General features: G+C 66.5%; 16 protein-coding genes. 9 read left to right on the forward strand and 7 right to left on the reverse strand.

What is annotated here, in order from left to right; genetic code table 11:
- Nucleotides 1-232 precede the first annotated feature (232 nt).
- Together E1300_RS17045 and E1300_RS17050 are read left to right on the forward strand one after the other, a co-directional pair.
- The gene (locus tag E1300_RS17045; RefSeq protein ID WP_131757992.1) at nt 233-1,195 is read left to right on the forward strand and encodes a hypothetical protein; all 963 of its coding nucleotides are present in this window, start codon (nt 233-235) and stop codon (nt 1,193-1,195) included.
- Nucleotides 1,196-1,491: 296 nt separating this feature from the next.
- Nucleotides 1,492-2,943, forward strand: a complete 1,452-nt coding sequence (locus tag E1300_RS17050; protein WP_131757993.1) for a restriction endonuclease — start codon at nt 1,492-1,494, stop codon at nt 2,941-2,943.
- Nucleotides 2,944-3,401: 458 nt separating this feature from the next.
- Here the strand turns inward: E1300_RS17050 and E1300_RS17055 are convergent, their stop codons facing one another.
- A complete protein-coding gene (locus tag E1300_RS17055) occupies nt 3,402-7,571 on the reverse strand; it encodes an NACHT domain-containing protein (RefSeq protein WP_131757994.1) in 4,170 nt (1,389 codons plus the stop codon).
- A gap of 734 nt (nt 7,572-8,305) precedes the next feature.
- Nucleotides 8,306-8,569 carry a hypothetical protein gene (locus tag E1300_RS17060; protein WP_131757995.1) on the reverse strand — a complete coding sequence of 88 codons (264 nt, stop codon included), beginning with the start codon at nt 8,567-8,569 and terminating at the stop codon, nt 8,306-8,308.
- A 30-nt stretch (nt 8,570-8,599) separates the two neighbouring features.
- Between E1300_RS17060 and E1300_RS17065 the strand changes: the two genes are divergently transcribed.
- Both E1300_RS17065 and E1300_RS17070 read left to right on the forward strand, forming a co-directional pair.
- Nucleotides 8,600-12,004 carry a hypothetical protein gene (locus tag E1300_RS17065; protein ID WP_131757996.1) on the forward strand — a complete coding sequence of 1,135 codons (3,405 nt, stop codon included), beginning with the start codon at nt 8,600-8,602 and terminating at the stop codon, nt 12,002-12,004.
- Nucleotides 12,001-13,167 carry a hypothetical protein gene (locus tag E1300_RS17070; protein WP_131757997.1) on the forward strand — a complete coding sequence of 389 codons (1,167 nt, stop codon included), beginning with the start codon at nt 12,001-12,003 and terminating at the stop codon, nt 13,165-13,167. Before E1300_RS17065 ends, E1300_RS17070 begins: the two co-directional genes overlap by 4 nt.
- Nucleotides 13,168-13,707: 540 nt before the next feature.
- On the opposite strand, the gene E1300_RS17075 is transcribed toward E1300_RS17070, so the two are convergent.
- From E1300_RS17075 to E1300_RS17095, 5 genes are all read right to left on the reverse strand, one after another.
- A complete protein-coding gene (locus E1300_RS17075; RefSeq protein ID WP_207399791.1) occupies nt 13,708-14,364 on the reverse strand; it encodes a hypothetical protein in 657 nt (218 codons plus the stop codon).
- A gap of 625 nt (nt 14,365-14,989) precedes the next feature.
- On the reverse strand, nt 14,990-15,181 hold the full coding sequence (locus E1300_RS17080) for a helix-turn-helix transcriptional regulator (RefSeq protein ID WP_131758037.1): 192 nt from the start codon (nt 15,179-15,181) through the stop codon (nt 14,990-14,992).
- A 59-nt stretch (nt 15,182-15,240) separates the two neighbouring features.
- Nucleotides 15,241-16,179, reverse strand: coding sequence for a phosphoadenosine phosphosulfate reductase (locus tag E1300_RS17085; RefSeq protein WP_207399792.1), 939 nt, complete (start codon nt 16,177-16,179; stop codon nt 15,241-15,243).
- A 14-nt stretch (nt 16,180-16,193) separates the two neighbouring features.
- Nucleotides 16,194-17,174, reverse strand: coding sequence for a C40 family peptidase (locus tag E1300_RS52525; RefSeq protein WP_131757998.1), 981 nt, complete (start codon nt 17,172-17,174; stop codon nt 16,194-16,196).
- A gap of 30 nt (nt 17,175-17,204) precedes the next feature.
- Nucleotides 17,205-17,510 (reverse strand): helix-turn-helix domain-containing protein, encoded by a 306-nt coding sequence (locus E1300_RS17095; RefSeq protein WP_131757999.1) that lies wholly within the window; start codon nt 17,508-17,510, stop codon nt 17,205-17,207.
- A gap of 254 nt (nt 17,511-17,764) precedes the next feature.
- On the opposite strand from E1300_RS17095, the gene E1300_RS17100 reads away from it, so the two are divergent.
- The 5 genes from E1300_RS17100 to E1300_RS17120 are packed head-to-tail and all read left to right on the forward strand — an operon-like array spanning nt 17,765 to nt 22,203.
- Nucleotides 17,765-18,205, forward strand: a complete 441-nt coding sequence (locus E1300_RS17100; RefSeq protein WP_131758000.1) for a hypothetical protein — start codon at nt 17,765-17,767, stop codon at nt 18,203-18,205.
- A 9-nt stretch (nt 18,206-18,214) separates the two neighbouring features.
- The gene (locus E1300_RS17105; protein WP_207399793.1) at nt 18,215-18,568 is read left to right on the forward strand and encodes a hypothetical protein; all 354 of its coding nucleotides are present in this window, start codon (nt 18,215-18,217) and stop codon (nt 18,566-18,568) included.
- Nucleotides 18,565-19,329 (forward strand): DUF8175 domain-containg protein, encoded by a 765-nt coding sequence (locus tag E1300_RS17110; RefSeq protein ID WP_131758001.1) that lies wholly within the window; start codon nt 18,565-18,567, stop codon nt 19,327-19,329. The genes E1300_RS17105 and E1300_RS17110 overlap by 4 nt, the downstream gene beginning before the upstream one ends.
- Entirely contained in the window at nt 19,329-20,738 is a 1,410-nt protein-coding gene (locus E1300_RS17115; protein ID WP_131758002.1) for an ICP22 family protein, read from the forward strand. The genes E1300_RS17110 and E1300_RS17115 overlap by 1 nt, the downstream gene beginning before the upstream one ends.
- Nucleotides 20,728-22,203, forward strand: coding sequence for an SCO6880 family protein (locus E1300_RS17120; protein ID WP_207399794.1), 1,476 nt, complete (start codon nt 20,728-20,730; stop codon nt 22,201-22,203). Before E1300_RS17115 ends, E1300_RS17120 begins: the two co-directional genes overlap by 11 nt.
- Nucleotides 22,204-22,276 lie beyond the last annotated feature (73 nt).

Raw genomic sequence — 22,276 nt, forward strand, 5'->3', positions numbered from 1 at the left:
CAGCCCTCTTCAGGAGCGGACCGTGACCAACACGGTCTACGTCGCGAGGACACAACCAGCCCAGGCGTAACGCTGGCCAACCGATCTGCGGCATGAGCGGATGTCCGTTGTCGGGAACAGGGAAACATGCTCCGGACTGGCAGGAGACGCAACGTGTCCGATTGAGGCCTGGACGCCGCCGCCTCCAAGACGACGCGCCACGATGGTGCTCCGCTTTGCGAGGAGGATCAGCATGGGCAGGGACGACAAGAAGATCGTCTTCTTCGCGGCTGGAGTGCTGTTGATGATGGCCGTCCTGCCAGCTGGCCTGCTGCTCGGCCCGCTGCAACTGGGTGAGGGGGAGGCTACGCGGCTTGCGGCCGTGCTCACCTTCATCGGCGTTCTGGTGACGGCGTCGGTGTCGCTGATCGGGCTGATGGTGAACCGCCAGACCGAGCATCGGCTGCAGACAGAGCAAGCCGAACAGAGCCGCCAGCTCCGGCTGGACGCGGCGATGCGTGCGGGGCAGTTGATCGCCCCCAATGGCGGGGCCTCGTCCGATCCGGCCGCGCTGGCCTCCGGGCTCCTCGCGCTTACCAAGCTCGACAACGCCGGTCTCGCCGTGACCCTGCTGGTCGACCTGTGGTCCGACGAGAACCCGCGTGTCGCCAAAGAAACCGCTGTGCTCATCATCGACGCGGCATTACGCTCGCCGTCGTCCAATGCACAGCTCATCGCCGCCGAACTGCTGTGCCGTCACGCGACTCGCCTCAATCCCTGTCAGTCCCTGCACTGGCCGAGTGCGGTGGAGGGCTGCTGGATCCCCGATCTAAGCCCACGGGCCAAGCTGCTGCTGGTCGAGGCCTTGGTAAACATGACACTGGCCGGACCGCCCGACGAGAGCGCACTGCGTGCAGTCGCCGTGCGTCTCTACGGCATCTGGCGCGAGGATTCCGACGACCGTGTGCGGGGCTGCATCGGCAAGCTCATCGATTCATTGATCGGCAGGCTCAACGACCTCGGCTACAAAGATTTTATGCAGGGCACCCAACGGGTTATGCTCAGCGAGTTGCAGGAGGCCGCCCGGAGTAGAAGCAATAACCCGGACGGCTACCTCGACCGATTGTCGACCAGATTCGCCGACGACCTCCGCGACTGGGCTCAGCGGTGTGAAGGACTACCTACAAAACCCGGATGCCTCGCCACAGCTCACTGATGACCAGATCCGCCCGACACGATCGACCACGCGAAGCCAACGCGACCAGTCTGCGCCGTGCATCACGTTCCAAGATGGACCCCGCCACTCGCCCGATCGGCGGCATGAGCGGATGTTGCCAGGTAGGGGCCCGAACCAAGACGCTGCAATCGTGGCTGACAATGAGCGCCCCTAGAGGATGCTCGATGAACTCCGGCAGATGCGCGACCCAGTTCGAACTCGAGGTACCTGCGGTACTCTCACGTGGTCTCCGTGCTCCGGTAAGTAATTGATGATCTAATCAAGGAGCGGCAGGTATGTGGGAATCGTTGTTGGGTGACTATCAGCGGCTAGCAGCGATCGTGTCCGCCCACCAGCGGGGCCGGCGCTTCGAAGAGTTGCTGGAGCGGTTGTTCCAGCAGGCACACTTCTGCGTAGACCGTGATCCCTCCGTGGCGGCTCCGCGGCAGACAGATCTGGTGGCCCGCTACGAAGACACCTGGTACCTCATCGAGGCCAAGTGGCAAAACGCTCCCGTTGACGTCGGTGTCGTGGATGCCGTGCGGAGCCGTATGGATCGGACGGCATCCAGAACCGTGATAGGTGTGATCATCAGTGTCAGCGGGTTTACCGAGTCAGTGGTGGAGGACCTGCGCCGCTACCGGAACCGCGCACCGATCCTGCTCTTCGGTGAGGAAGAGATAGCTCAGACCCTGAAGACGCCCAGAGATTTGTTGGCACTGCTGCGCTCCAAACACGAGCGGCTGGTCGCCCACGGTGAGGTGCAGTTGGCCGCCGACCGCAAGGCTCAGCCGCGGCCCCGCCCATCCAGAGACCTGCCAGAGTCCACGACGCGACTGCTCGATACCGATCTTGCCCCAGTGGACTCGTTCACCAGCGACGGACAGTTCGGGGAGTTCGTCTTCGTTCCCCAGGTGCCGGACGTGGATTGGGAATACCCCGGCGGGCACGGCGTCAGTGTTGATTTGCCGCTGCGGGTCTTCAACCAGGAGCACGTTGTCGACCTCGTACACACTCTGTCCCGCCTCGGCTTGAGGGGCTCGGAACCACGATGGATCATCCAGCAGTCCACGGTGAACTGGCACGGCGTCGGCGCCCGAACCCTTTGTGACGCCCTGCGCGCATGGGAAGCACGTACTGCGGACCTGATTGATGCACACCATACGGAGCAGGTCGTCTATTTCGACACTTGCCCAGGCGGAGGCTTCTATACCATTACCGCAGATGTCGCGATGCACACGACCAGACGGGTGTATCGCTGTAACGTGTCGTTTCAGTTGCCGGGCGTACCCCTGGACACTGGACCGCTCCGCCATCTGTTCGAGCGGTACCAGACCGGGGTCTTTCATTATTTTCGTCCGATGACCACCTCGGCGCTCACTCGGTTCTCCTGGCCACGGAGCGAAGCGCCGATCCTGGAGGTAGTCGGCTACGTCGTCGTCCACGACGACCTACCACCCAGCTTTTGGCCCGATGTCCAGGCAGATGAGACCCAGAAACCCGCAGGACCTGGCGAGGTCCCCACGGAATGGGTGACCGGAGTGGTGGCTAGGAACCCGTATCGGACAGAAACTGGCATCACGGTCCCGCCCGAGTGGCCGAACGAGATCCAAGCCAGTGACCTACTGATCTGCAGTCTGCGCAACCACCACCCGCTCGACCGTCCCAGCGGCGCCTATCGCCTGGAGTCCTGGCGATACGCTCGTACTTCAGATGCGCTGGTCTTCCAGCCGCTGGCCGACTGGTAAGGGCGGCCCAGCTTGTCTCGCATGGTGACGACCCGGGCCGTATACGATCAACGATCTCGTTGGCCTGGGCGACGTCCACCAGGGATTCGAGTTCAGAATCGATCCGCCACGGTCCCGTTCACCGTGCCGACTGTAAGGAACACCAAAACATCCGGTTATTGGAACGAGCGGGCGCACAAGATTCGCCACTCACTCGCGCGGTTGGCGGCATGAGCGGACGTTCGCGAGACGCCACACATGCGGGTCGGAACCTCCCCCGGCCCGCGGTGGCGCATAGGGGATGCCCTAGCCTCCGATCGCGATCCGGTACGGCTCACCGAGGGACGACAGGGGATATGTGCAAATAGATATGATCATCCCGGAGACAAACCATTTGCACGTGCGGGGGTCTGGCAAGACATCGTAGGCGAGCAAGTGGACAGGATGATGCAACCTGCCGTTCGCGCCGATCGCGGGGTTCAGGAGGTGCTGGCTGCGAGGCGGTACCAGCCGGGTGCAGCGGTCTGCATGTTTTCCCCGGGGGTCCAGGACCGTACCTGGGAGCGGGCCAGCCTCCCAGGGTGGTTGTCTCCGCTACCGAGGTCTCTGTATACGTCCTTGCCGGTGTTCTCGACCCAGATCATCGACTTCTGCTCGGCGATGAGCCACCGTTCGAGCCACTCAGCGTCAACGAGGAGTTCGTTCTGTCCAAGTTTGCCCGCGTGCCGAACGGTCGCGACGAGCTGGCTCGTTTCGTCGGTCCAGCCGTTACGTCCATTCCATCGGAGCTCGCCGGGAGCGAGTCCGAAGAACTCGGGGGCGGGCATGTATAGGGAGATGGTGTTCTGGTCTTCGGGGGCGTACTCGTACTCGCCGAGGAGGCGCCAGGCGGCGGGCTGGGTGGGGACGGTGAGTGGCTCGGTCCATTCACGGCGCATCATGTGGAGTTCTTCTCCGTGGTGATGGCCGTAGGGGAATTCGCCGACGTATCCGTGGTGCAGTTCGGGGTTGTTGGCGATTGTCTGGTCGAGGAGATCGCGCTCTTCGAGTTCGCTGATGGCGGTAGCAAGGTCCTGGGTTGCGACCAGATGGGCGTAGAGATGGGACCAGATACCCCGGTTGCGCTTTGTGGTGTCGGAGCCGTTGTTCCAGTTGTAGGTGCCCGCCAGGACGATGTGGGGGTGGCCTTCGAAGACGGCTTCGTTGACTGCGATGTCGGGGAGGTCGGTGTCGTCGGCGACCCACTCGGCGTCGGTCTTCGCGACGGTGGACGCCCAATTGTAGGCGGGCACCCATGAACGTGGGGTCGGGTTGGGGGAGAACTCGACGACGGTCGGGTCGACCTGCCGGGAGATGTCGGTGTGTGGGCCAGGGACGGCGGGCGCTGGCGGGTCCCATCTGTCGGGGGTTTTGGGGGCGTGGTCGGAGACGATGCCGATGAGGCGATTGAGTGCTATCCACTGGTACTTTTTGCCGATGCGTTCAATCCATGCCGGCTTGGACCGGCCGAAGCCGAACTCGCCGAGGACGTAGCTGTCGAAGGATGCGTGGAGGTGGGGCTGGTACCCGAGGCGGATGACTTCGGTGACGACCCACCGGGCGGCAGAGGCAAGGTCGATGCCGGGGCGGTCTCGGAGTTCGGGGCTGAGTTGGTAGATGAAGAAGTCGTCGCCGGTGGCCGAGTGGACCAGCTTCGGGTAGTTGCTGGTGTCGTACGAGGCGATGTCTTCGTCTGTGGGCCAGGTGAGGGGCCAGTCGCTGGTGTAGGGCGGCCGGAACTGGTCGACGTTGACGCCAGCGGGGAGAGCTCCGCGGTCGTTGGCGGCTTCGAGGATGCTGCGAGCGGCATCACGCACGGCGGCGTTTGGGGTGACCTCCGACGGCACGGAGAAGACGTTCTTCCACACCACCTCGGCTGCGGCCTCCCAGTCGTCTTGGGTGCCGCTCACAAGGAGGGCCGCGTATGGGGCCTCGCAGGCTCGTTCGATGACCCACTCGTCGTCTACCACGGTGAAGCGGTCTAGCAGCCCGGCCGCCTGACTCGGGTGGCGGGTCAGGAGACGGGCGGCGGCGATGGTTACCGGTTCTCGGACGCGGCGGTCGCTGGCGCTGGTTGCCCACAGGAGCGCTGTGACCCACAGGCGGGTGGTTTGCTCACCGACGTGGTCCAGCGGCTTCTCCCTGGCCCACCGGATGAGCCGGTCGACTGCTCCGCTGGTGTCGTGGGTGATGTGGAACCAGCCGGGCAGAAACGAGTCGCGAGCCGCCATGTTCAGGCCGGTGAGGAATGCGTGGAGGCAGTCGGCGTTCAGGGGGTGGCTGGGCCGGGCGGCGAGACGGAACAGCATTGTCAGCGTGTCGGAGCATACGTCGTTTCGGCGGAGCGCGTCGATGACGATGTCTCGGGTGGCGTCGGTGATTGAGCTGTCGTTGCGCCATCCGATTCCGGCGACGACGGCAGCCGCGATGGCGTCGTCGTCACCGATCTCAGTGCGGAACTCGGTGAGCTCAAGCCCGAAACGTTCCGCGACGACGATGGAGGTTGCTTCGAGAAGGCCGAGGTCGATCGTACCGCCGAGGCCGATGACCCTGCCGAGGCGACCACCAAGCTGGGCCGTGATGCCGGCGGCGTCGGTGACGTCGGAGAGGGCGTCGGAGACGATGAGGTGGTGTCCGATGCGTTCGAACGTGATGGCGATGACGTCTGCGCCGTAGGGGGTGCCATCCGGGACGATGTCTTCTTCGAGAAGCCCTTGGGCGATGAGCGCGTCGAGGAGTGATTTCTCGGCGCTCCGGTCGGACCAGATCGATGCCAGCTGGGCTTGGGCCTGGGTACGAGTCAGCAGCGGATCGCCGCCGCCGTCGGCGATGGCTGAGGCGAGGGCGTGCATTGCCTCGTGGACGACGCGGTCGGACGGTGAGGCATCAATCCGGTCACTGACGATGTCGTTCGCATTGTCAAGGACCATCTGAGTCAGCTCGCCGAGGCCCATGGTGGCCTGGTCTAGGGACAGCCGGGTATTGCTCTTGAGCGCTTCGCAGACCAGGCGCAGGTAAAGCGGGTTGTCGAACTCGCCGTGGATAGGCGGCGACGTCGGCGGTTCCAGGCCGTAGAACGCGGCGTACTCACTGACCGCCTCGAACTCGACCCCTTCGAACCCGGTGTGCTCGAACTTCGCCAGGGTGAGCCCGGGCGGGAGGACCTGGCCGACGTAGTGCGTGCGGGCGGTCAGAAGGAGCCGGACGTTGGAGTATCGGCCGACGGTGGTGATAAGCCGGTCGAGGTTGTCGCGCCACATGGACCGTGGGCGGGTGTCGTTGAGCGCATCGATGACGAGGAGGGCCGGGACGCCTGCGACGCGGGCGCTCTCGTCGAGGAGTGCGATGGCCTCCTCACTGGTGAGGTCGGCCGGCATCTTGAGCACGTCGCGCAGGTGGGTCAGCGGGTCGCGGTCGGTGAACCAGCGGCCGTGGATCATGACGCTGGGGCGGCCCTGGCCGAGGCGCCGGACGACCGCGTCGATGGCGAGATAGGTCTTCCCGATACCGGCGGCACCCGTCATCAGTGCGACCTGGGCGGCGGCGAGCCGGCCGACCGGGCTGATGAGGAGGCCGGTGGCATCAGTGAGCTTTTTGCCGAGTTCGCGCAGAGCATCGACGGCTGCCGCGGGGAACGACACCTGGTACTCAGCCTGGAACTGCCGCCAACTCCGGGTGTCCCAGCCGTCGGGATACTTGGCGTCCATCGCTGCGCCTTCGGCAGCTTCTTGGCCGCTAACTATTCTCGAGGCTTCATCGAGCGCTTGAGCGAGGTCGTCGAGTCCAGCGGTCGTGCGCGAGGTGTGCCATGCAGCTAAAGCCTCAGCGACCTTGCTGGCGGCGTCGAGGGCTGCGTTCAGGTCTGCGGCGAGCACTTCCTTCTCAGCGTTGCGCACGCGGCGAGCGGAGTCGTTGACCTCATCGATCTGGTCGGTGACGACCGCCCACCACTCGTCGTCGGAGCAGAGCGCCGCAATAGACCTGGCTGCGGGTACCTCAACGTTCACCTCGGGCATGTACCGGGGCCGGGCGGCAGCGATCGCCTCTTCCAACCGGTCTTCCCACCACTGGGCGGCGAGGACATCGGCGTCGAACCAGTACCGGCGCTGGATCCCGGTGGGGTCAAGGCGTTCGAGACGGGTAAGGATGTTCGTCGCCCACTCGAACTCAAATTCCACCGTCATACCGCGCATGGTGGCCATCGATTTCCAGCCCTCGAGCCACCCCCCTGCGTTGTTGATCTTCTCCAGGAGCGACTTGCCGCGACCTCCGGTGCGGCCGGTCGGATCAGCAGGGATGGCAATCGTGTACTTGGTCAGGTTCGGATGCTGGTCCAGGGCGGCCTCGACGGACCCGTCGAGTTGGGCCTTGTTGACGTCAGTGTGGGTGGTCCAGTACTTGGCCTGCCAGCCGTGCTCGGTGCCGTCAGGCAGCATCCAGTAGCACTCGACGCCGCCATCGCCACCGGCTCCGTGTAATGAGACGAACCTGGCCTTAGTCGCGGGCGGCTCCTGTGCGACCTGTTGACAGATGAACTGCTCATACCCGTCGCGTTGCCCGCCCGGGCCCAGCGACCGAATTCGCGTGAACTCGATGTCAGGGATGTTCACTGGGGGAGGTCCTCCGAGCTGCTCCTGTTGCGGTCGTCGAGGCGTGGGGGAAACGCTACCGGTCCGCCACGAAACTCGCGGCCAGGCCGGCGTGACCCGGCCCCGATCGCGACCGATTCGCCAGGAGCACTCCCGAGTTCCGATCCCGCAGACGCATAGCCAAGCCCGTGACCTCGGCCTCGCCATGTGCGTTAGGTTGTGCTCCCGCTCTCGCCGACACGAACCCCGACCCGAGGAGCCCCGCAAGCGCCGGCCCAGGAGGAAGAGCGTACTGATGCCATACCAGCAGGGACCTAGAGGGCGAGAGACGGCTCAACCGCCGAGCGGGAAGAAGCCGCTGATCACCAACCGACCGGTCAGCGTACCGCAGCCCGCGACGATGGGTGTGTCTCCATCTGCGGGATACCGGCAGAGGTACGTCACGACCGGGGGCGCTTGCACCCGCCCGGTCAGCGACTGGCCGATCGATGATCGGCAACTCTATTGTCCTGGGCTCGTTAGGAAGGAGCTACTCATTCCGCGGCCCCAATGATCGCCTTCTCCGGCCGTACGGTTACGCTCGCGTTCGCGCTCGCGTTCCGCTGGCCGAGAGCAAACGGGCCGAGCCGATAACGGCAAAGATCGAAAGACGCGGGCGACCGAGGCCGCCCGGACGCCACGTTTGGGTGCCGGGGATGTCGTCGAGCGCCCGGCCTCCACGGTGGGGACGACGCCTTGCGCCATGGGCAGGGAGATCACTGTGAAACCGGCGTGACTTCCAGGACGTCGTCTGGCGGAACGGCCACATTGCGGCAATCGTGACCGTATATATGGTGCCAGCCCAGCTTCTCTCCACGTAGAGAAGCATGGATATACCAAAAGGCCGTGCGAATCGCGTGTGTCGTCGTCTCGGCTGTACGGAATTTGACGATGTGAGGGCTGGCCGCGCTTTCGAAGAGTTCCTGCAGGCCGAAGTCGCAGGTCCGCGCTATGTCTTGAACGATTTTCGGGATCGCCAAGTAGTCGTGGTGCCCATAGAAGGTGGACAGGTGCTGGTCGCGTATCAGGTAGGCGTACGGTCCTCCATGGAACGCGGCATCCTGTGTCTTCAAGCGGTCAACGAGTGGGTCGCGTCCATTCGTGAAAGAGCGGGCGCTTGGCTCGCGGCTCGTGGCTTCTTCACCGACGCACGGGCGTTCCGGCACCTTCCCGAGCTCCTCGCACGCCTGGACCGGTACGACGAGTTGAAGGAGCTCATCCAGCCAGGGTTCGTCGCCGAAGGCATTCGTGCGTTCCAACCACCGGAGGCGCTTCAGCGGGCCGTCGGAACCGTTGCCCGTGAAAGCGAAGTGCGGCTCGACTGGCCAACGCTGATTGCCTGCGTCGAGACCCGCAAGGCGATTGACACCTACGAGTCCGAGTCGCTGATCGACTCGATTGTCGAGTACGCGGACGTCGTGGTGGCCATCGTTGGTGCCGACGTCGTAGCCGAGCGGCTTATGTACGAAGGACGGCCAACATTCCCGGCACGGTGGGGCCTTCGCATCTGTGAGTCCGTGGACCGAGCCGGGGACGCGGCCCCATGGAACGCCTACATCGACGCCCGCGAATCCGAATCGAAGCGCGAACGCTCCACCTACAGCTCCGATCACGACGGCGCACTCCACCTCGCCATCCAGCTCGGCGCGCTCCGCCGCCATAACCAGCGGGGTGACATCCCGCCGAACCTGGCTGAGCGGGTCGCCGAAAACCTCGAACAGGATCACAAGGCGTCACTCGAAGACCTCGTCGAGGTGTTCACTGCCGGTCTCCCGGCAGGCGTCATGCCGGATATCGCCGCCGCGATGACCGACCCTGACAAGGCCGCCCGGGTCTACCTGAAACTCGCCGACCTCGCCGCATCTGGGGCACCTGGCCTACCGAACCCAGCCGACCTCGCCCGGCAGGCGTGGACGCTTGCGCCGGCACTCGACATCGTCAGGTACCTGGACCACAGCATCCCGGCCACTGATGTCCTCGCAGGGCTGGGAACCACCGACCTCGAAGCAGACATCCAGGCCGCTACCGATGCCGTGCTTGACGGTCGCCCCGTAACCTACGACAGCATCCAACGGTGGCTTTCGCTCCTCACACTCGCCCACACCCTCGACCGGACCATGCCACTCAGGTACGTGGGCCAACTCGCAGGCGTCGGCTTCTATCGCGCCTGGCTGCGGTACGCCGTGGGGACCATCGGTATCGCAGACGACGTCGCCGCAGATGTCACCACGGCCGAAGCAGCCTCCACGGCCGTCCTGGTCGCGCTCGCAGACCTCGCGGCAGAAGCACATCCGTTCACCGGGAACCCACGAGCGTGCGACCTATATTCCATTCACTCATTCATCCACAAGGTCGTCGAGGACTCGCTCGTTGTCGTCCAACCCAACGATATCGATCCGGTTCTCGCCCACCTCGTCGCGATCGGCGATGGCACCACCACCACGACCAACTTCGGATTGCCCGAGAATGGACCCCTGGTAACCAACGACCTCCTCGAAATCCTGTCTCGCGTCTCCGACCACATAGGCGTCGACGCCATCCACGCTCTGATGGAGGTCATCCGAGACCGACGCTGCGACACCAACACCCAGTACCGCGTCACTGCCGACTTCGAACTCGCAACGGCCCGCATCTGCATCGCCGCGGGAGCCAAGGATGAAGCCGACGAATGTTGGCGCCGCGCCTGCCTACTCCTCGCCAGCTACGGTGGACACAAGGATCCCACCGCCTCCGAAATCATCGATAGCGTTCAAGACATCGCCGACGTCGACATCGACACCGCACGCTCCTGCCTGGAGAAGCTCGTCGATCTCGTCTACCTGGTGAGGCAACACACCGACGGCCGCGACACCTCACACTTCGTAGACCTGTGGTGGGAGACGGCCGCAACCATTGATCCGACCGCCGCCGCCATCGACGGCGCCGACACCCTCCTCAGCGAACTCGGGTTCGAAGACAGGCGCGCGTACACCGCACACACTCACCTGCTCGAAACCCAGGTCATGGCGGCGGACCCTATTATCTTGGCGGCCCTGCGCCTCACCGTCGGGACGGATTGGCGTCGTCCGACCACCGATCTCCAACTCCTCACCCGACTCGAGGATGAGCTCGGCAAGAGCCCGCAGACAGACGTGATGCTCTCCATCGTTGCGAACAACGTCGCGGCGACCTACGACGATCAGCCGATGCTGTACTCCAGCGACCAACCCAAGTCCGTGGTGACACCCGAGCTTGTCGAGGCAGTCGTCCGGCTGGGTGGGGCGGCTTTCCCGGCCCGGACGCCGCGCACGGAGCAGGAGCGTAAGAGCGCATGGGCCTCCACCCCAAAGCCCGACCCGCAGGAGATACAGAAGCGACTTGTGAACGACCAGCGTCCTGTGGTCCCCGAAGGCCGGGCCGGCGCGGTACTCGCGGCACGCGAGTTCGAGATCCAGCGGTCTAGGGATGATGCGGCTCCGAAATGGGACCTTGACGCGCTCACGAACGCCATCGGGTGGCGTGTTATCGAAACGACCCTAGCCCATGGGGCCGAGGCAGGTATCAGGCTAGTTGACGAAGTCGCCTGTGAGGTGGCTTGGTATTCCAACAACGAGGTATTTGCTGGTCTTGGGGAGGGGCTCGCCGCCCGCAGTGGTAGCACCCACGACTCATTGAAAAGGGTCGCGAGCTACTGCCTTACACTCGCCTACACCCGGATCCGTGGCGGGGGAGGGTGGCGCAGGTTCGCCGGACGGGAACGCGTACACCTGTGGACCGCGGCACACGCGCTGGACTCGGTTATTGCGGAGAGGACGCTGGCGACGGCGGTTGTCGAGACGGTCGTTTCTGATGCGCAGCGCACGTACGGGGTGACGCAGGCTGTGGTCGCGGCACTCGCTGCGACGCCGACCTACGCGCCGGGCGGTACGGCAGTCCAATGTTGGGAGGCTGCACTCCCCATCATCCAACACCGGCTCCCAGGGATCGCGGAACGGGGCGGCCACACCTATCGGCCGACCGCAACCCCTGACTCGCAGGACACCTTAGATGTCGCGATGGTGGCGCTTGCGCTGGCGACGATCGCTCACCCGCTCCGCGCGGACCTGCGGCAGACACTCGTCGCCGCCGCCCTGCTGGTGATGTGCCGCCCGAAGATTGGGCAGCTGGCACTCGTTCACGTACTGAGGGCAGGGTTGGATGCAGGCCGGACCACATGGCTGTTGGACGTCGTACGCGCCTGCCTGCCGATTGGTGAGCTGACTGATGAGATGGCGGCGGAGTTGACAAAGCTGGCAGGGACGGATCGGTTGTCGGTTCGTGTACTCGCGGACCAGATCCTGGATGCACACGGGCGGCCAGTTCCGCACCCGCCGGCGACCGAACCGGACCCGAAGGTGCGTGCCGCGTTTCACGACCTGATGAGGGAGCACGAATGACGTCGCCGACACCGGAGGAGCGGGCTGACGGCCTGGTAACCCTCTTCCTCGATGACCTCATCAAGAATGCGAACCAGCCCCCAGGACTGCGTGAAGCAATCGTCGCCCGGCTTGCTGGGCGGGTCGACGACATCGGACAGCGCTTCGGCCAACAGATCGACCATCTGCGGTCACCATCGGCTCGACGAATCCCGAACGCGTACCTCGCGGACGAAGAGGCCGTCGAGAACGAGCTACAGGCCGCTGCTGCCGGTATCCGGACCGCGAGAGCCTTGGAGGGAGTCCTATCAGACCCTCGACGGTTCGAACGCAATCTCGCACAACGCTTGGCACCGAACATACGATGGGCGCTGCGCAGCGAAGCATCAAGAGTTCCGCGGCCTCCAACCCGAGCCAGTGTGCTCAACTGGTCGTTGACGCCCGTCCCGTGGGTCGAAGACGACGCTGAGTGGCCCCCTGCCGGTGCAGTGGCCCTCGCGGATGTCCGGCAACTCACCGGTGAAGATGGCGAGTTGGTACGCGTCATCGAGGAGCCCTACCGAGGATGGGTCCAGCTCGGGATGTTCGAGCGGCAAGCGACACTCGCAACCCGCTACCCCGACGTCCCAGCCCGGCAACTACTGATTGCCACCGGACTCGAGGCGTGCGACGGATCACCGCCGGTCAATAGCATGCCGATCTCCCACACTGCGCCGAACCCGTGGGCCGTCCGCTATGACCGCCTCGCACCAAGCCTCGACGCCGAACATGCCCGCATCACCATCAACTCCACGCAAGGGCCCCTCGCTGCACTCATCGACTACAAGGGCCAATTGGGCTCCCCAGCGCCTGAGCGCGGAGTTGGTCTCCAACCCTTCGCGCTCGTCCCCCGGATCGAGGTTATCGCTCTCCTTGGGCTTCGCCCCGAAGCACCAGCACTACGTCACGCCCTCGTCGACGACCACGGCGCAGCAATCGTCGGCCGGCAATGGCGCGGATTCCTCATCCACGACGGCAACTACAGTCCACTTGAACCAGCCATTTACGGAGCCGACCTACTCCTCCGCCCAGACCTTTACGAGACCCTCGTAAACGCCGTCGGCAATGGCAGATTTGGCTTCGGGGTGAGCGTTAACCATTTCGAGTCCGCGCCATCGTCTAGCAAGCCGGAAGGTGGTGATTGAAGCGCTCATCTCACCCTGCTGAGATCATTCGTCGCTACACACGCGCCAATGGATATGTCTCGATTTCTCGTGTCGTTTATTGACGGGTGGCGCACGCTGATCGACATGGGGCGGTGGATCGCCTTTAAATGGGTTTCAAGATCGCGGTCTGGCTCTTCACTGGCCGCGGGTACCATCGGTTCGCCTGTCGTGCCGCACCTCGCATCAGGGCACTGCTTTTGCGGCTCGGTCAGGCGCGCCGTGATCTCCGCAATCGAGTGATCTGGCGCTGCTCGCGCCGCGAGAAGTACCCAATCTGTATCGCTGGAGGTCATCCGATACCGCGCTTACCGTCCGTGGCTACGGTATGTCAGACGACCCGTTCGCGCTAACTGATTTGGCTATGGGGAGTTGGTGGGCCGGACAGTCTCACATACAACGACTCTCCCCTCGCCAACCGCTCAGCTATGTCTTGGGCCTGCGGGTGGCTGGACGACATCAGGCGGATGCGGGCACTAGCGAGAGCGGTGGTGACTTGCCGTGCCAGTTCCGCGCGCCCGTCTAGGGCTTCGATGTCCGTGGACAGCTGGAGCCGGAGATCAAACCGTAGTAGAGCGGCAGCAGCGCGTCGGCCAAGGCGTGCTTAACGCCAGCGTCGGTCAGGATTCGGACAGCCTTGACGCGCAGGTCAGCCGCGGTCTTCTTGTCGACCTCGCGAGCAGCTGCGTAGATCGCTTCGCAGAGCATGTGTGCGGCGCGGCTTGCCGTCTCAACACCGATCTTGTATGGCCCTAGGGTGATGGTGCCAGCCCTGGAGTCGTAGCCGAAGCCGGAGAATGTCCGCGCGATATCGCGCAGGTCCTCACCAGCACCCCGACGGGACCTCTGAGGCTCTCCCCGGCCCTCACCGCGGGACCAGTCCTCGAAATGCGTGAGGGCGTCCCGCACGCGGGACCAGTCCTCGAAATGCGTGAGGGCGTCCCGCATGTGCTTGATGCCGGGAAGGGCGTCCTCGAAGCGGTCACGAGCGGCCTTGAGGGTATGGCCGACGGTCGGGTCTATGTCGAGCGCTTTGAGCGAGAGTTGTTCGAGCTGTTCTGCTGCGAGTAGCTGCCGCAGGGCGAGGATGACAACCCGGGCGTCGATCTGCTCGGAGCTGAAGGGTTGCGTCCAGCGCTCCTCGCCCCTTCGGATGCGAAGCCTGCTCAGCTCCACCATGTGTAGCCACCATTGAGCCTCTGATACAGCGATGGTGTAGGGGTGGTCGGCGGGGCTACATTCGGCGAATTCGCCTGACCAACAAGCCCGCTCATTCTGCTACTCAGCAAGACTATCGCCTGATCCCGGACTGTCACAATTCGTGATCAACGAGATCTCCACGTGAGCCAGGCAGCTTGCTGACGCCGGACTCCCAGCATCCGCTCATCGGCATGAGCGGACGATGGCACAGCGTCCGGGAGCAGGCCATGGACCCTCATCCGAGCCAGGTCTCGGCGCTGAGGCAACACTTCGCTGCAAGACCGTCTGCGAGGATCGTCCGGTCGACGGACTGCACCGACTCGGCGCTGTGGGAGGCGATTACCGAATCGTGAACGCCGACCTGCTTGGGCCAGCGTCACTCTCCCCGCTCACCAGACACGCCTTGCGGCCGTGAGTTGGCCTAACGGCCACAACACCATTCAGTGGCCTGTGACCGCGGTGGCCAAACTTTGATCATCAAAGCAACCAGGCACACACACGACCACAGGCCGCCAAGTCGAGTGACCGGCTCGCACTCGACAGGTTCCCAGGCTCGAGAGGATCGCCGGCCGTTTGCGACGCCCAGCCGGGCTGCACAGGGTGATCAGTCGGCGTCGAGTAGGGCGCGGAGGGCTGCGGTGGGGACTCGGTAGCAGTGGCCGATTCGGATGACCTTGCAGGGAAAGGTGCCGTCCTTGGCGAGTTGGTACGCGTAGGTGCGGGAGAGGCCGAGGGCGCGGGCGGCGGTGGTGATGTCGACGACGGCGGGCAGGTTGTCGAGGTCGGCGTACTTCATTGACTGCACAGCGATGCCTCCGAGGTATCGGGATGTGTGGCTGCTTGTTGATCGGTTCGTTAGGTGAAGCACCAGCCGCTGTCGCAGGCGCCGTCGCCTTCGTCGAAGGGGAGGGTGTCGGTGTCGGGGGTGACGTCGTTGAGGGGTGCGTTGTAGCGGGTGAGGTAGACGGGGTCTTTGCCGAGGGTGGCGCGGCGGGTGTTGATGGTGTGTTCGAGGTGGCAGGCCTTGGTGAAGAGGTCGGGTTGGTCGCGGCGCATGTCTTGCCAGGTGGTGAGGCGGTGGAAGGGGCAGAACCAGCAGGCGGATTTGGGTGGGACGGGGAGGCCGGCGGAGCGGATGATGCGGGGGCAGTCGGTGCGGCGGATGCCGAGGTCTAGGAGGGGGTAGGTGATGCGTTCGTAGGGTTCGTGGCGGCGGTTGTTGGCGCGGTGGATCTCGTCGAGGCTGATGCCGATGCCGATGGTCGTGGGGTTGGTGGGGCTGGCGCCGTGGGCTTTGAGCCAGCGGCCGATGACGCGGATTTTGAAGTCGGCGGTGCAGGAGCGGGTGCCGGGTGCGCCGTTGCTCATCCGGACGGGGATGGGGATGGAGCGGGAGCCTTCGCGCATGAGGCGGCCGTAGAGGGTTTCGGTGGTGCCGTCGCGGCGGGTGCGGGCGAGCTGGCGCAGTTCGATGCCGTGGGCGGCGGCGTAGGGGGCGGCGTGGTCGCGGATGTAGGTCAGGGTGGCGGGGTGTTCGGAGTCGTCGCCGACGTTGGCGAACAGGAAGAGGCGGAAGTCCAGGTCGCCTTGGGCGGCCAGGACGAGGGCGGCGGTGGATTGCCAGCCGCCGCCGAAGCTGAAGGCGCGGAGCGGGCCACATGGTGGCGAGGTTTTTGTGGTCCTTGCTCGGACGAGCTCGTGGGAGCGGGTGACGGGGCGTTTCGCGGCATGGTGCGGGTGCCTGGGGTGTCGGTCGCTGGGGTGGGCGGGTCGGGTGTCGTGGTCGTGGTGCAAGGGCGTGCCTCCGGTCAGGTCAGCGTGGTGCGTATGGTGGGGCGGGTGGCGCCGGCGTATTGGTGTTCGCGGTAGGGGTTGCTGGTGAATGGGGAGATGCGGACGACGTCGCCGGTTTGTGGGGCGTGGATCATGCGGCCGTGGCCGAGGTAGATGCCGACGTGGTGGATGGTGGCCGGGCGGTTGGGTTGGGTGGCGAAAAAGAGCAGGTCGCCGGGTTGCAGGGCGGTGCGGGCGATGTGCGGGCCTGCGTTGTACTGGTCGGCCGCGACGCGCGGGAGCGTGGCGCCGGCTTGGGCCCAGGCGTATTGGGTGAGGCCGGAGCAGTCGAAGCCCTTGATGCCGGCGCCTTGGGCGAAGCCGTAGGTGGGGCCGGAGGGGCCGCCGCCGCCCCAGGCGTAGGGGGTGCCGAGCCAGCGCAGGGCGGCCCGGACCGCTACGGTGCCGCGTCTGCTGCCAGTGGGAGCGAGGGTGGCGTAGCGGTGGGCTTGGGCGAGCACTTTGCGGACGTACCAGTCGGCGTGGTTGTAACGCCAGATCGCTTGGTAGAGGTGGTGGCCGCCGTTTCCGGCGCCGTTGGCGCATAGGTAGTGGGCGGCGCCGTGGATGGCGTCGGCGGGGTTGTAGCGGTCTTTTCGGCCGTCGTGGTCGCCGTCGATGCCGTAGGTGTTCCAGGTGGTGGCGAGGAACTGCATGGGGCCGCCGGCTCCGGCGGTGTTCTGGCCGGAGTGCACGCCGGGGGCGGTGGAGCGGCCGTGGTCGGATTCGATGCTGCCGATCGCGGCCAGGACGTTCCAGGGCAGGCCCGGGCAGGTGGACGCGGCGTCCAGGTACCAGCGTAGGTAGGCGGGCGGGATGTCGGTCCTGGCGTAGGCGGTGGGCGCACCGGCTGCCGCGGTGGCGGTGCCGGAGGCGGAACTGCCGCCGGTGAGCAGGACGATCAGCAGGAGCGGCAGGCTGAGCAGCGCGGCGCCTGCGGTGGCGGCGGCCTTCACCGCCCGGGCCGCCGCGCAGGTCGGTGGAGGCTAGTCGGCGGGCTGCTGGGCGCCGGTGCGAGCACGGCGCTGGGCGCGATACCCAGCGCCCTTTCTGGGCTGCTCGGTGGGCTGCTGGTCGGTTGGGTCATCGGCGGGCACCCCGGGTTGATGGTGGGGCTGCCGCAGCACCTGTTGGACCGCTTGCCAGGAGTACCGGAAGTCCTTGCCGGTTTTGAGGGCGGGGATCTGCCCGGCGTTGGCCATCCGGCGGACGGTTTGTGCGGACAGGCCGAGCTTGGCGGCGAGTTCGGCGGTGGTGAGCACGTCGGGGTCGCGGCCGGGCAGCTCGGTCATCGCTACGTCTCCTGGGGTGTGGGTCACGGTGTCGCCTCTCAGTGTGGTGGACGGGTGCCGCGGAAGCACGTTCTTAGATGTCGTGGCGCTTTCAGAAACTGTTTGACGTTGCTTGCGCTCTGTCATGTTGCCACGTACGGTGATCGTCAAGCAACTCAGCGCAGTGATTCGGGGGTATTCGAGTGAGTCTCCGTCAAACACGGGCAATCCGCCCGGCGCCGACGCCAGCACCGGATGAGCACGCGGCAGCGCCCATGGACGTCGTGGTCGCCGGCGCGCACGGCGGCGCGGGCACCTCAACGCTGGCGGCGCTGCTGCCGGCGGTCTGGGACATGGGGTCGCTCAAGCCGCTGCTGGAGTTCGATCGATCGCCGTTGCGCGCCAAGGGGCGGCCCGTCGTGGTGACCGTCCGCAACACACCCGCGGCGGCCAAGAGCGCGATCGCCGCGATCGCCGCCTTGGATCAATGGGGCGAGGCGGTCTCGGCGCTGGCGATCGTCAGTGACGGCGGCCCCGAGCCCAAGGACGCCACCGCCCGGTTCGCGCTGCTCGCACCCCGGGTCGGCGGCGTGGTCCGCATCCCGCACGTTCGCGCCCTTCGGCTGGTCGAAGACCCGACCGAAGTCGTCCTGCCCGTGAAGGCGCAGCGGGCGCTGGACGAGCTCCGCCGCCTGGTCGGCGACCGGTCCAGGTGAGGAGCACCCATGTTGCTGACCACGCTCGTCCTGCACATGTTGGCCGCCGGGCGGATGCCGCTGCATGCGCCCTGGCTCGCAGGCCCTCAGAGCGCTCCCAGTCCCGGCGTGAAAGTGCCGGATCCACCGCCGACTCCCCCACCTGGGCTGGACAAGAAGATGGACACGCTGCTGGCCTGGGGCAAGTGGGGCGTGATGGTGTGCGGTGTCGCCGGGCTGTTCTACTGCGCGGGCCAGATGGCGATCGGCCGCAAGAACCGTTCGACCTTCGCCGCCGACGGTGCCACCGGGGTGCCCTGGGTGCTCGGTGGGCTAAGCCTGGCGGCGACGGCAGCCCCGGTCGTCGGGGTGTTCTTCAGATGAACCAACCGCCGGGATATGTGCACGGTCGAGCGCCGGCAGCGGGATGGCGGCGGGTCGGCCTGACCGCCATCACAGCGGCGATCGCCGGAGGCGTGCTGGTGGGCCTGACCATGCACTCGACGCGTCCGGCTGCTCCCGCAGCACCGGAGAACCCGTCAGCGGAGGGTCATCGGCTCGTCCACGATGAGCCGCTGTGGACCTCGCCACATGTCTCCTTCGCCGAGCTGTCCTGGAGCGACTACCATGGCGTGTCGTTGCCGCGTTCGGTTCAGGACGGTCCGCGCGATATGGGCGGGGAGCTGGCGGCCGGGTTCAGCCGGACGGCGCGCGGTGCGCTGCTGGCCGCCCTGCACATCGCGGTGCGGGCGAACGCCCAGTGGGGCCCAAGGGTGTTCGAGCCGACCATCCAGCGGCAGGTCACCGGACCCGACGCCGCGACCCTGCTGGCCTCGACCAGGACCCTTTACGTCGGCCAGCGCGAGCGCGCCCGCGTCGCCTACGGGACGGCGTTGGGCAGGGCGTACTCCGTGCTGGAGGGCTTTCGCTGGCTGGGTTACTCGCCGGAGGTCGCGAGCCTGGATTTGGTCTCGGCTGGTCCGGGTGACAGTGACGCCACGGTGCGCGCCGTCACCAGGATTCAGCTGCAATGGCGGGACGGTGATTGGCGGGTGGTGGCCCCGCCGGGCGGAACGTGGGGTGGCTCGGCTGCCTCGGTCGACTCGCTCGATGGCTACTTGCGCTTCCCCGATGGGAGCGGCTGATGCTCGTGCTGCTCGCACGGCCTGGGCCGTGCTCGTCGGTGCTGGATCCGGGGTGCGTCCAGACCGTGGACAACGACGATCACCCTTTCGGTCCGCCCATGCCCGATATCCCGGCTGAGATCGGCGGGAACGTCCTGGACGAGGCTGCTAAGGCCTTTCAGACGGCTGTCGGGTGGCTGGTGTCCAACACCGCCTCCTGGTGGGTGAAGACACCCTCCCCCGATCTGGAGGCCGAGTCGGCGATCGGCACGCTGCAGGCCTACCTCCAGCCGCTGACCGTCACGGTGGCGTTGCTGGCGCTGCTGGTCGTCGCGGGGAAGATGACCCTGACGCGCAAGGCCGCCCCGCTGATCGACGCGGGCCGGGGTCTGGTCATCCTGGCCGCCGTCACCGCGATCGGGACGGTCCTTCCCAACCAGTTGCTGCAGCTGGGCGACCAGTGGTCGGACTGGGTGCTGCAGGCCTCCGCCAGGGGCGGGTTCGCCAAGCGCATGGCCGAGATCGTGGCCGTCCCGTCGGGGGTGCCCGCCGCGCTGGTCATCGTCTTGTGCCTCGCCGCGCTGTTCATCGGCATCGTCCAAGCACTGTTGCTGCTGTTCCGCGGCGCCGCCCTGATCATCCTGGCCGGGCTCCTGCCGCTCGCCGCGGCCGGAGTGAGCACCACCGCGACGCGTCCATGGTTCGCCAAGGTCACCGGCTGGATGCTCGCTTTGATCTTCTACAAGCCCGCGGCCGCGGCCGTCTACGCCACCGCGTTCGGGCTCATCGGCACCGGCAAAGACCTGCATGCCGTGCTGATGGGGTTCGTGATGATGCTGATCAGCCTCATCGCCTTCCCCGTCCTGCTGAAGTTCTTCACCTGGACGACCGGTGGGACCGAGTCCGGCAGCGGCGGCGGGATTCTCGGCGCGTTGCTGGGCGGCGCGACCGCGCTGGGAGCGCTGCGCGCCTACAGCGGCGCAGGCGGCTCGGCGGGAGGACGCGAAGCGTCGGCCGGCGAGCACGCCGACTACCTGAACCAGCAGCTGGGCGAGCAAGGCAGCCAGTCCCCCGCTGGTGACAGCCCTCCATCGGGCACGACCGTCCCCGGGCAGACGCAGGACGAGCAGTCCGCGAGCACGGTGCTCGGCAGCCAGGACGATGAGCGCGGCGCACCCTCAGGGAGCGGCCCGCTCCCTGATGACGGGTCGGGCGCGCAGCAACCCTCAGCAGGCAGCGACTCCTCTGGCCGGACACCTTTCGAGGGCGGCACTGGGGAACCGGTCGGTCCGACAGCGATCCGGACCTGGGACAACGAGCGTCACCGCGGCCAGGACACCCTCCGCTGGCTGGGCAACCCCAGCGGATCCGACAACGCCGGAGGCCCAAGCGGCGCGGTCGGCGAAGGGGGTGGTGGCGGTGGGGCATGAGGTGCGCACCTACGGCGGCTGGCGACGCCGCCACCCGATCGGCCTGCTGGGCCTGGACACCACCTCGACCTTCATCGTCCTGGCGTGCGCGATGCTGCTGGTCTTGGTGGCGGCCGTCGCCCCGCAGGCATTGGTCTTCCTTGTGCCTCCGGTGGTGCTCGCCGGCGGGCTGGGGCTCGTCCGCATCGGCGGCGTCCCGGTTGGACGGCTGGCGTTGGCGCGTTGCCGCTGGCACTGGGGCGTGTTCTGCGGACGGAACCGGTACCGGGCCGGCGTCGTCGTCGACCACCCGTGCGCGTTCCAGCTCCCTGGTGTGCTGGCGCCGTTGACGCTGCTCAGCGCTGAGGACGGTTATGGCGGACGGTACGGGATCGTGTGGGACCGCCGCACCGGCCTGCTCACCGCGACACTGCGGGTCGTGCCGACGTCCACCTGGTTGGCCGACCGTGGCGACGCCGACACCTGGGTGGCGGCGTGGGGAGGGTGGCTGGCCACGCTGGGGCATACGCCCGCCGTGCGGTGGGTGACGGTGACCGTCGAGACCGCTCCCGAACCCGGCTCCACTCTCGCCGACTCCGTCGAGCGCGCCGTCGTACCGGCCGCTCCGGCGGCCGCACGCGCCATCATGAGCGAGCTGGTCCGGACGGCTCCGTCCGCGGCCGCCGATGTCGACACCCGCGTCTCGATCACCTTCGATCCACGCGCGTCCCCGGCCAGCCCGAAGGACCTGGTCGAAGCGGTCGCCGAACTCGGCCGGACCTTGGACGGGCTAGCCTCTCGGCTGGGTGCCTGCGGTGTCTCCGTGCTCGGCCGGGCCACCGCCGCCGAGATCGCCGGAGCGGTCCGCACGGCCTTCGACCCGCATGCGCGCGGCGAGGTCAACCGGCTCCTGGCACGTCCCAGCTCGGAGGAGATCCTCAGCTGGGGCGAGGCCGGCCCCGTCGCCGCGACCGAGCACACCGACCGCTACGAACACGACGGCGGCACCTCGGTCACCTGGGCCTGGCACGAGCCACCACGCCAAAACGTGCGCTCGGACGTCCTGGCGCGGCTGGTCGCGCCCGGTCCCTTCCCCAAACGGGTCGCACTGCAGTACCGCGCTCTCCCGGCTGCGGCCGCAAGCCGAGTGCTGCAGCAGGAGGTGAACGCAGCGGCGTTCCGGGCCCAGTTCCGGCGCCGCATCGGACGGGACGAGACCGCCCGCGACAGCTGGGATGCGGCGCGCGCCCGGCAGGCGGCGGTCGAGGAGGCGATGGGCGCCGGCGTGTGCCTGGTCTCGATGTACGCCACCGTCACCGTGACCGACCCCGCGGACCTTCGGCGGGCCGTCGCCCAGGTCGAGGCGTCCGCCGACTCCTCCAAGATCCGGCTCCGGCGGCTGTGGGGCAGCCAGGCCGCAGGCTTCGCCACGACGCTGCCCTGCGGCATCTGCCCACCCGAGCTGTCCCGCCGCCTCGTCCACTGAACCGGAGGTACGACATTGCTCCTTCGCTCCCGACGCCCCCAGGCGCAAGCCCTCCCGTACAACACCGAAGGCC

The organism is Actinomadura fibrosa, assembly GCF_900659615.1.
GTDB lineage: Bacteria > Actinomycetota > Actinomycetes > Streptosporangiales > Streptosporangiaceae > Spirillospora > Spirillospora fibrosa.

Excerpts from the sequence above, each read along its gene's own strand:
- E1300_RS17045 (WP_131757992.1), top strand. The coding sequence starts at position 233 with ATGGGCAGGGACGACAAGAAGATCGTCTTCTTCGCGGCTGGAGTGCTG.
- E1300_RS17050 (WP_131757993.1), top strand. The coding sequence starts at position 1,492 with ATGTGGGAATCGTTGTTGGGTGACTATCAGCGGCTAGCAGCGATCGTG.
- E1300_RS17070 (WP_131757997.1), top strand. The coding sequence starts at position 12,001 with ATGACGTCGCCGACACCGGAGGAGCGGGCTGACGGCCTGGTAACCCTC.
- E1300_RS17075 (WP_207399791.1), bottom strand. The coding sequence starts at position 14,364 with ATGGTGGAGCTGAGCAGGCTTCGCATCCGAAGGGGCGAGGAGCGCTGG.
- E1300_RS17080 (WP_131758037.1), bottom strand. The coding sequence starts at position 15,181 with ATGAAGTACGCCGACCTCGACAACCTGCCCGCCGTCGTCGACATCACC.
- E1300_RS17095 (WP_131757999.1), bottom strand. The coding sequence starts at position 17,510 with ATGACCGAGCTGCCCGGCCGCGACCCCGACGTGCTCACCACCGCCGAA.
- E1300_RS17100 (WP_131758000.1), top strand. The coding sequence starts at position 17,765 with ATGGACGTCGTGGTCGCCGGCGCGCACGGCGGCGCGGGCACCTCAACG.
- E1300_RS17105 (WP_207399793.1), top strand. The coding sequence starts at position 18,215 with ATGTTGCTGACCACGCTCGTCCTGCACATGTTGGCCGCCGGGCGGATG.
- E1300_RS17110 (WP_131758001.1), top strand. The coding sequence starts at position 18,565 with ATGAACCAACCGCCGGGATATGTGCACGGTCGAGCGCCGGCAGCGGGA.
- E1300_RS17115 (WP_131758002.1), top strand. The coding sequence starts at position 19,329 with ATGCTCGTGCTGCTCGCACGGCCTGGGCCGTGCTCGTCGGTGCTGGAT.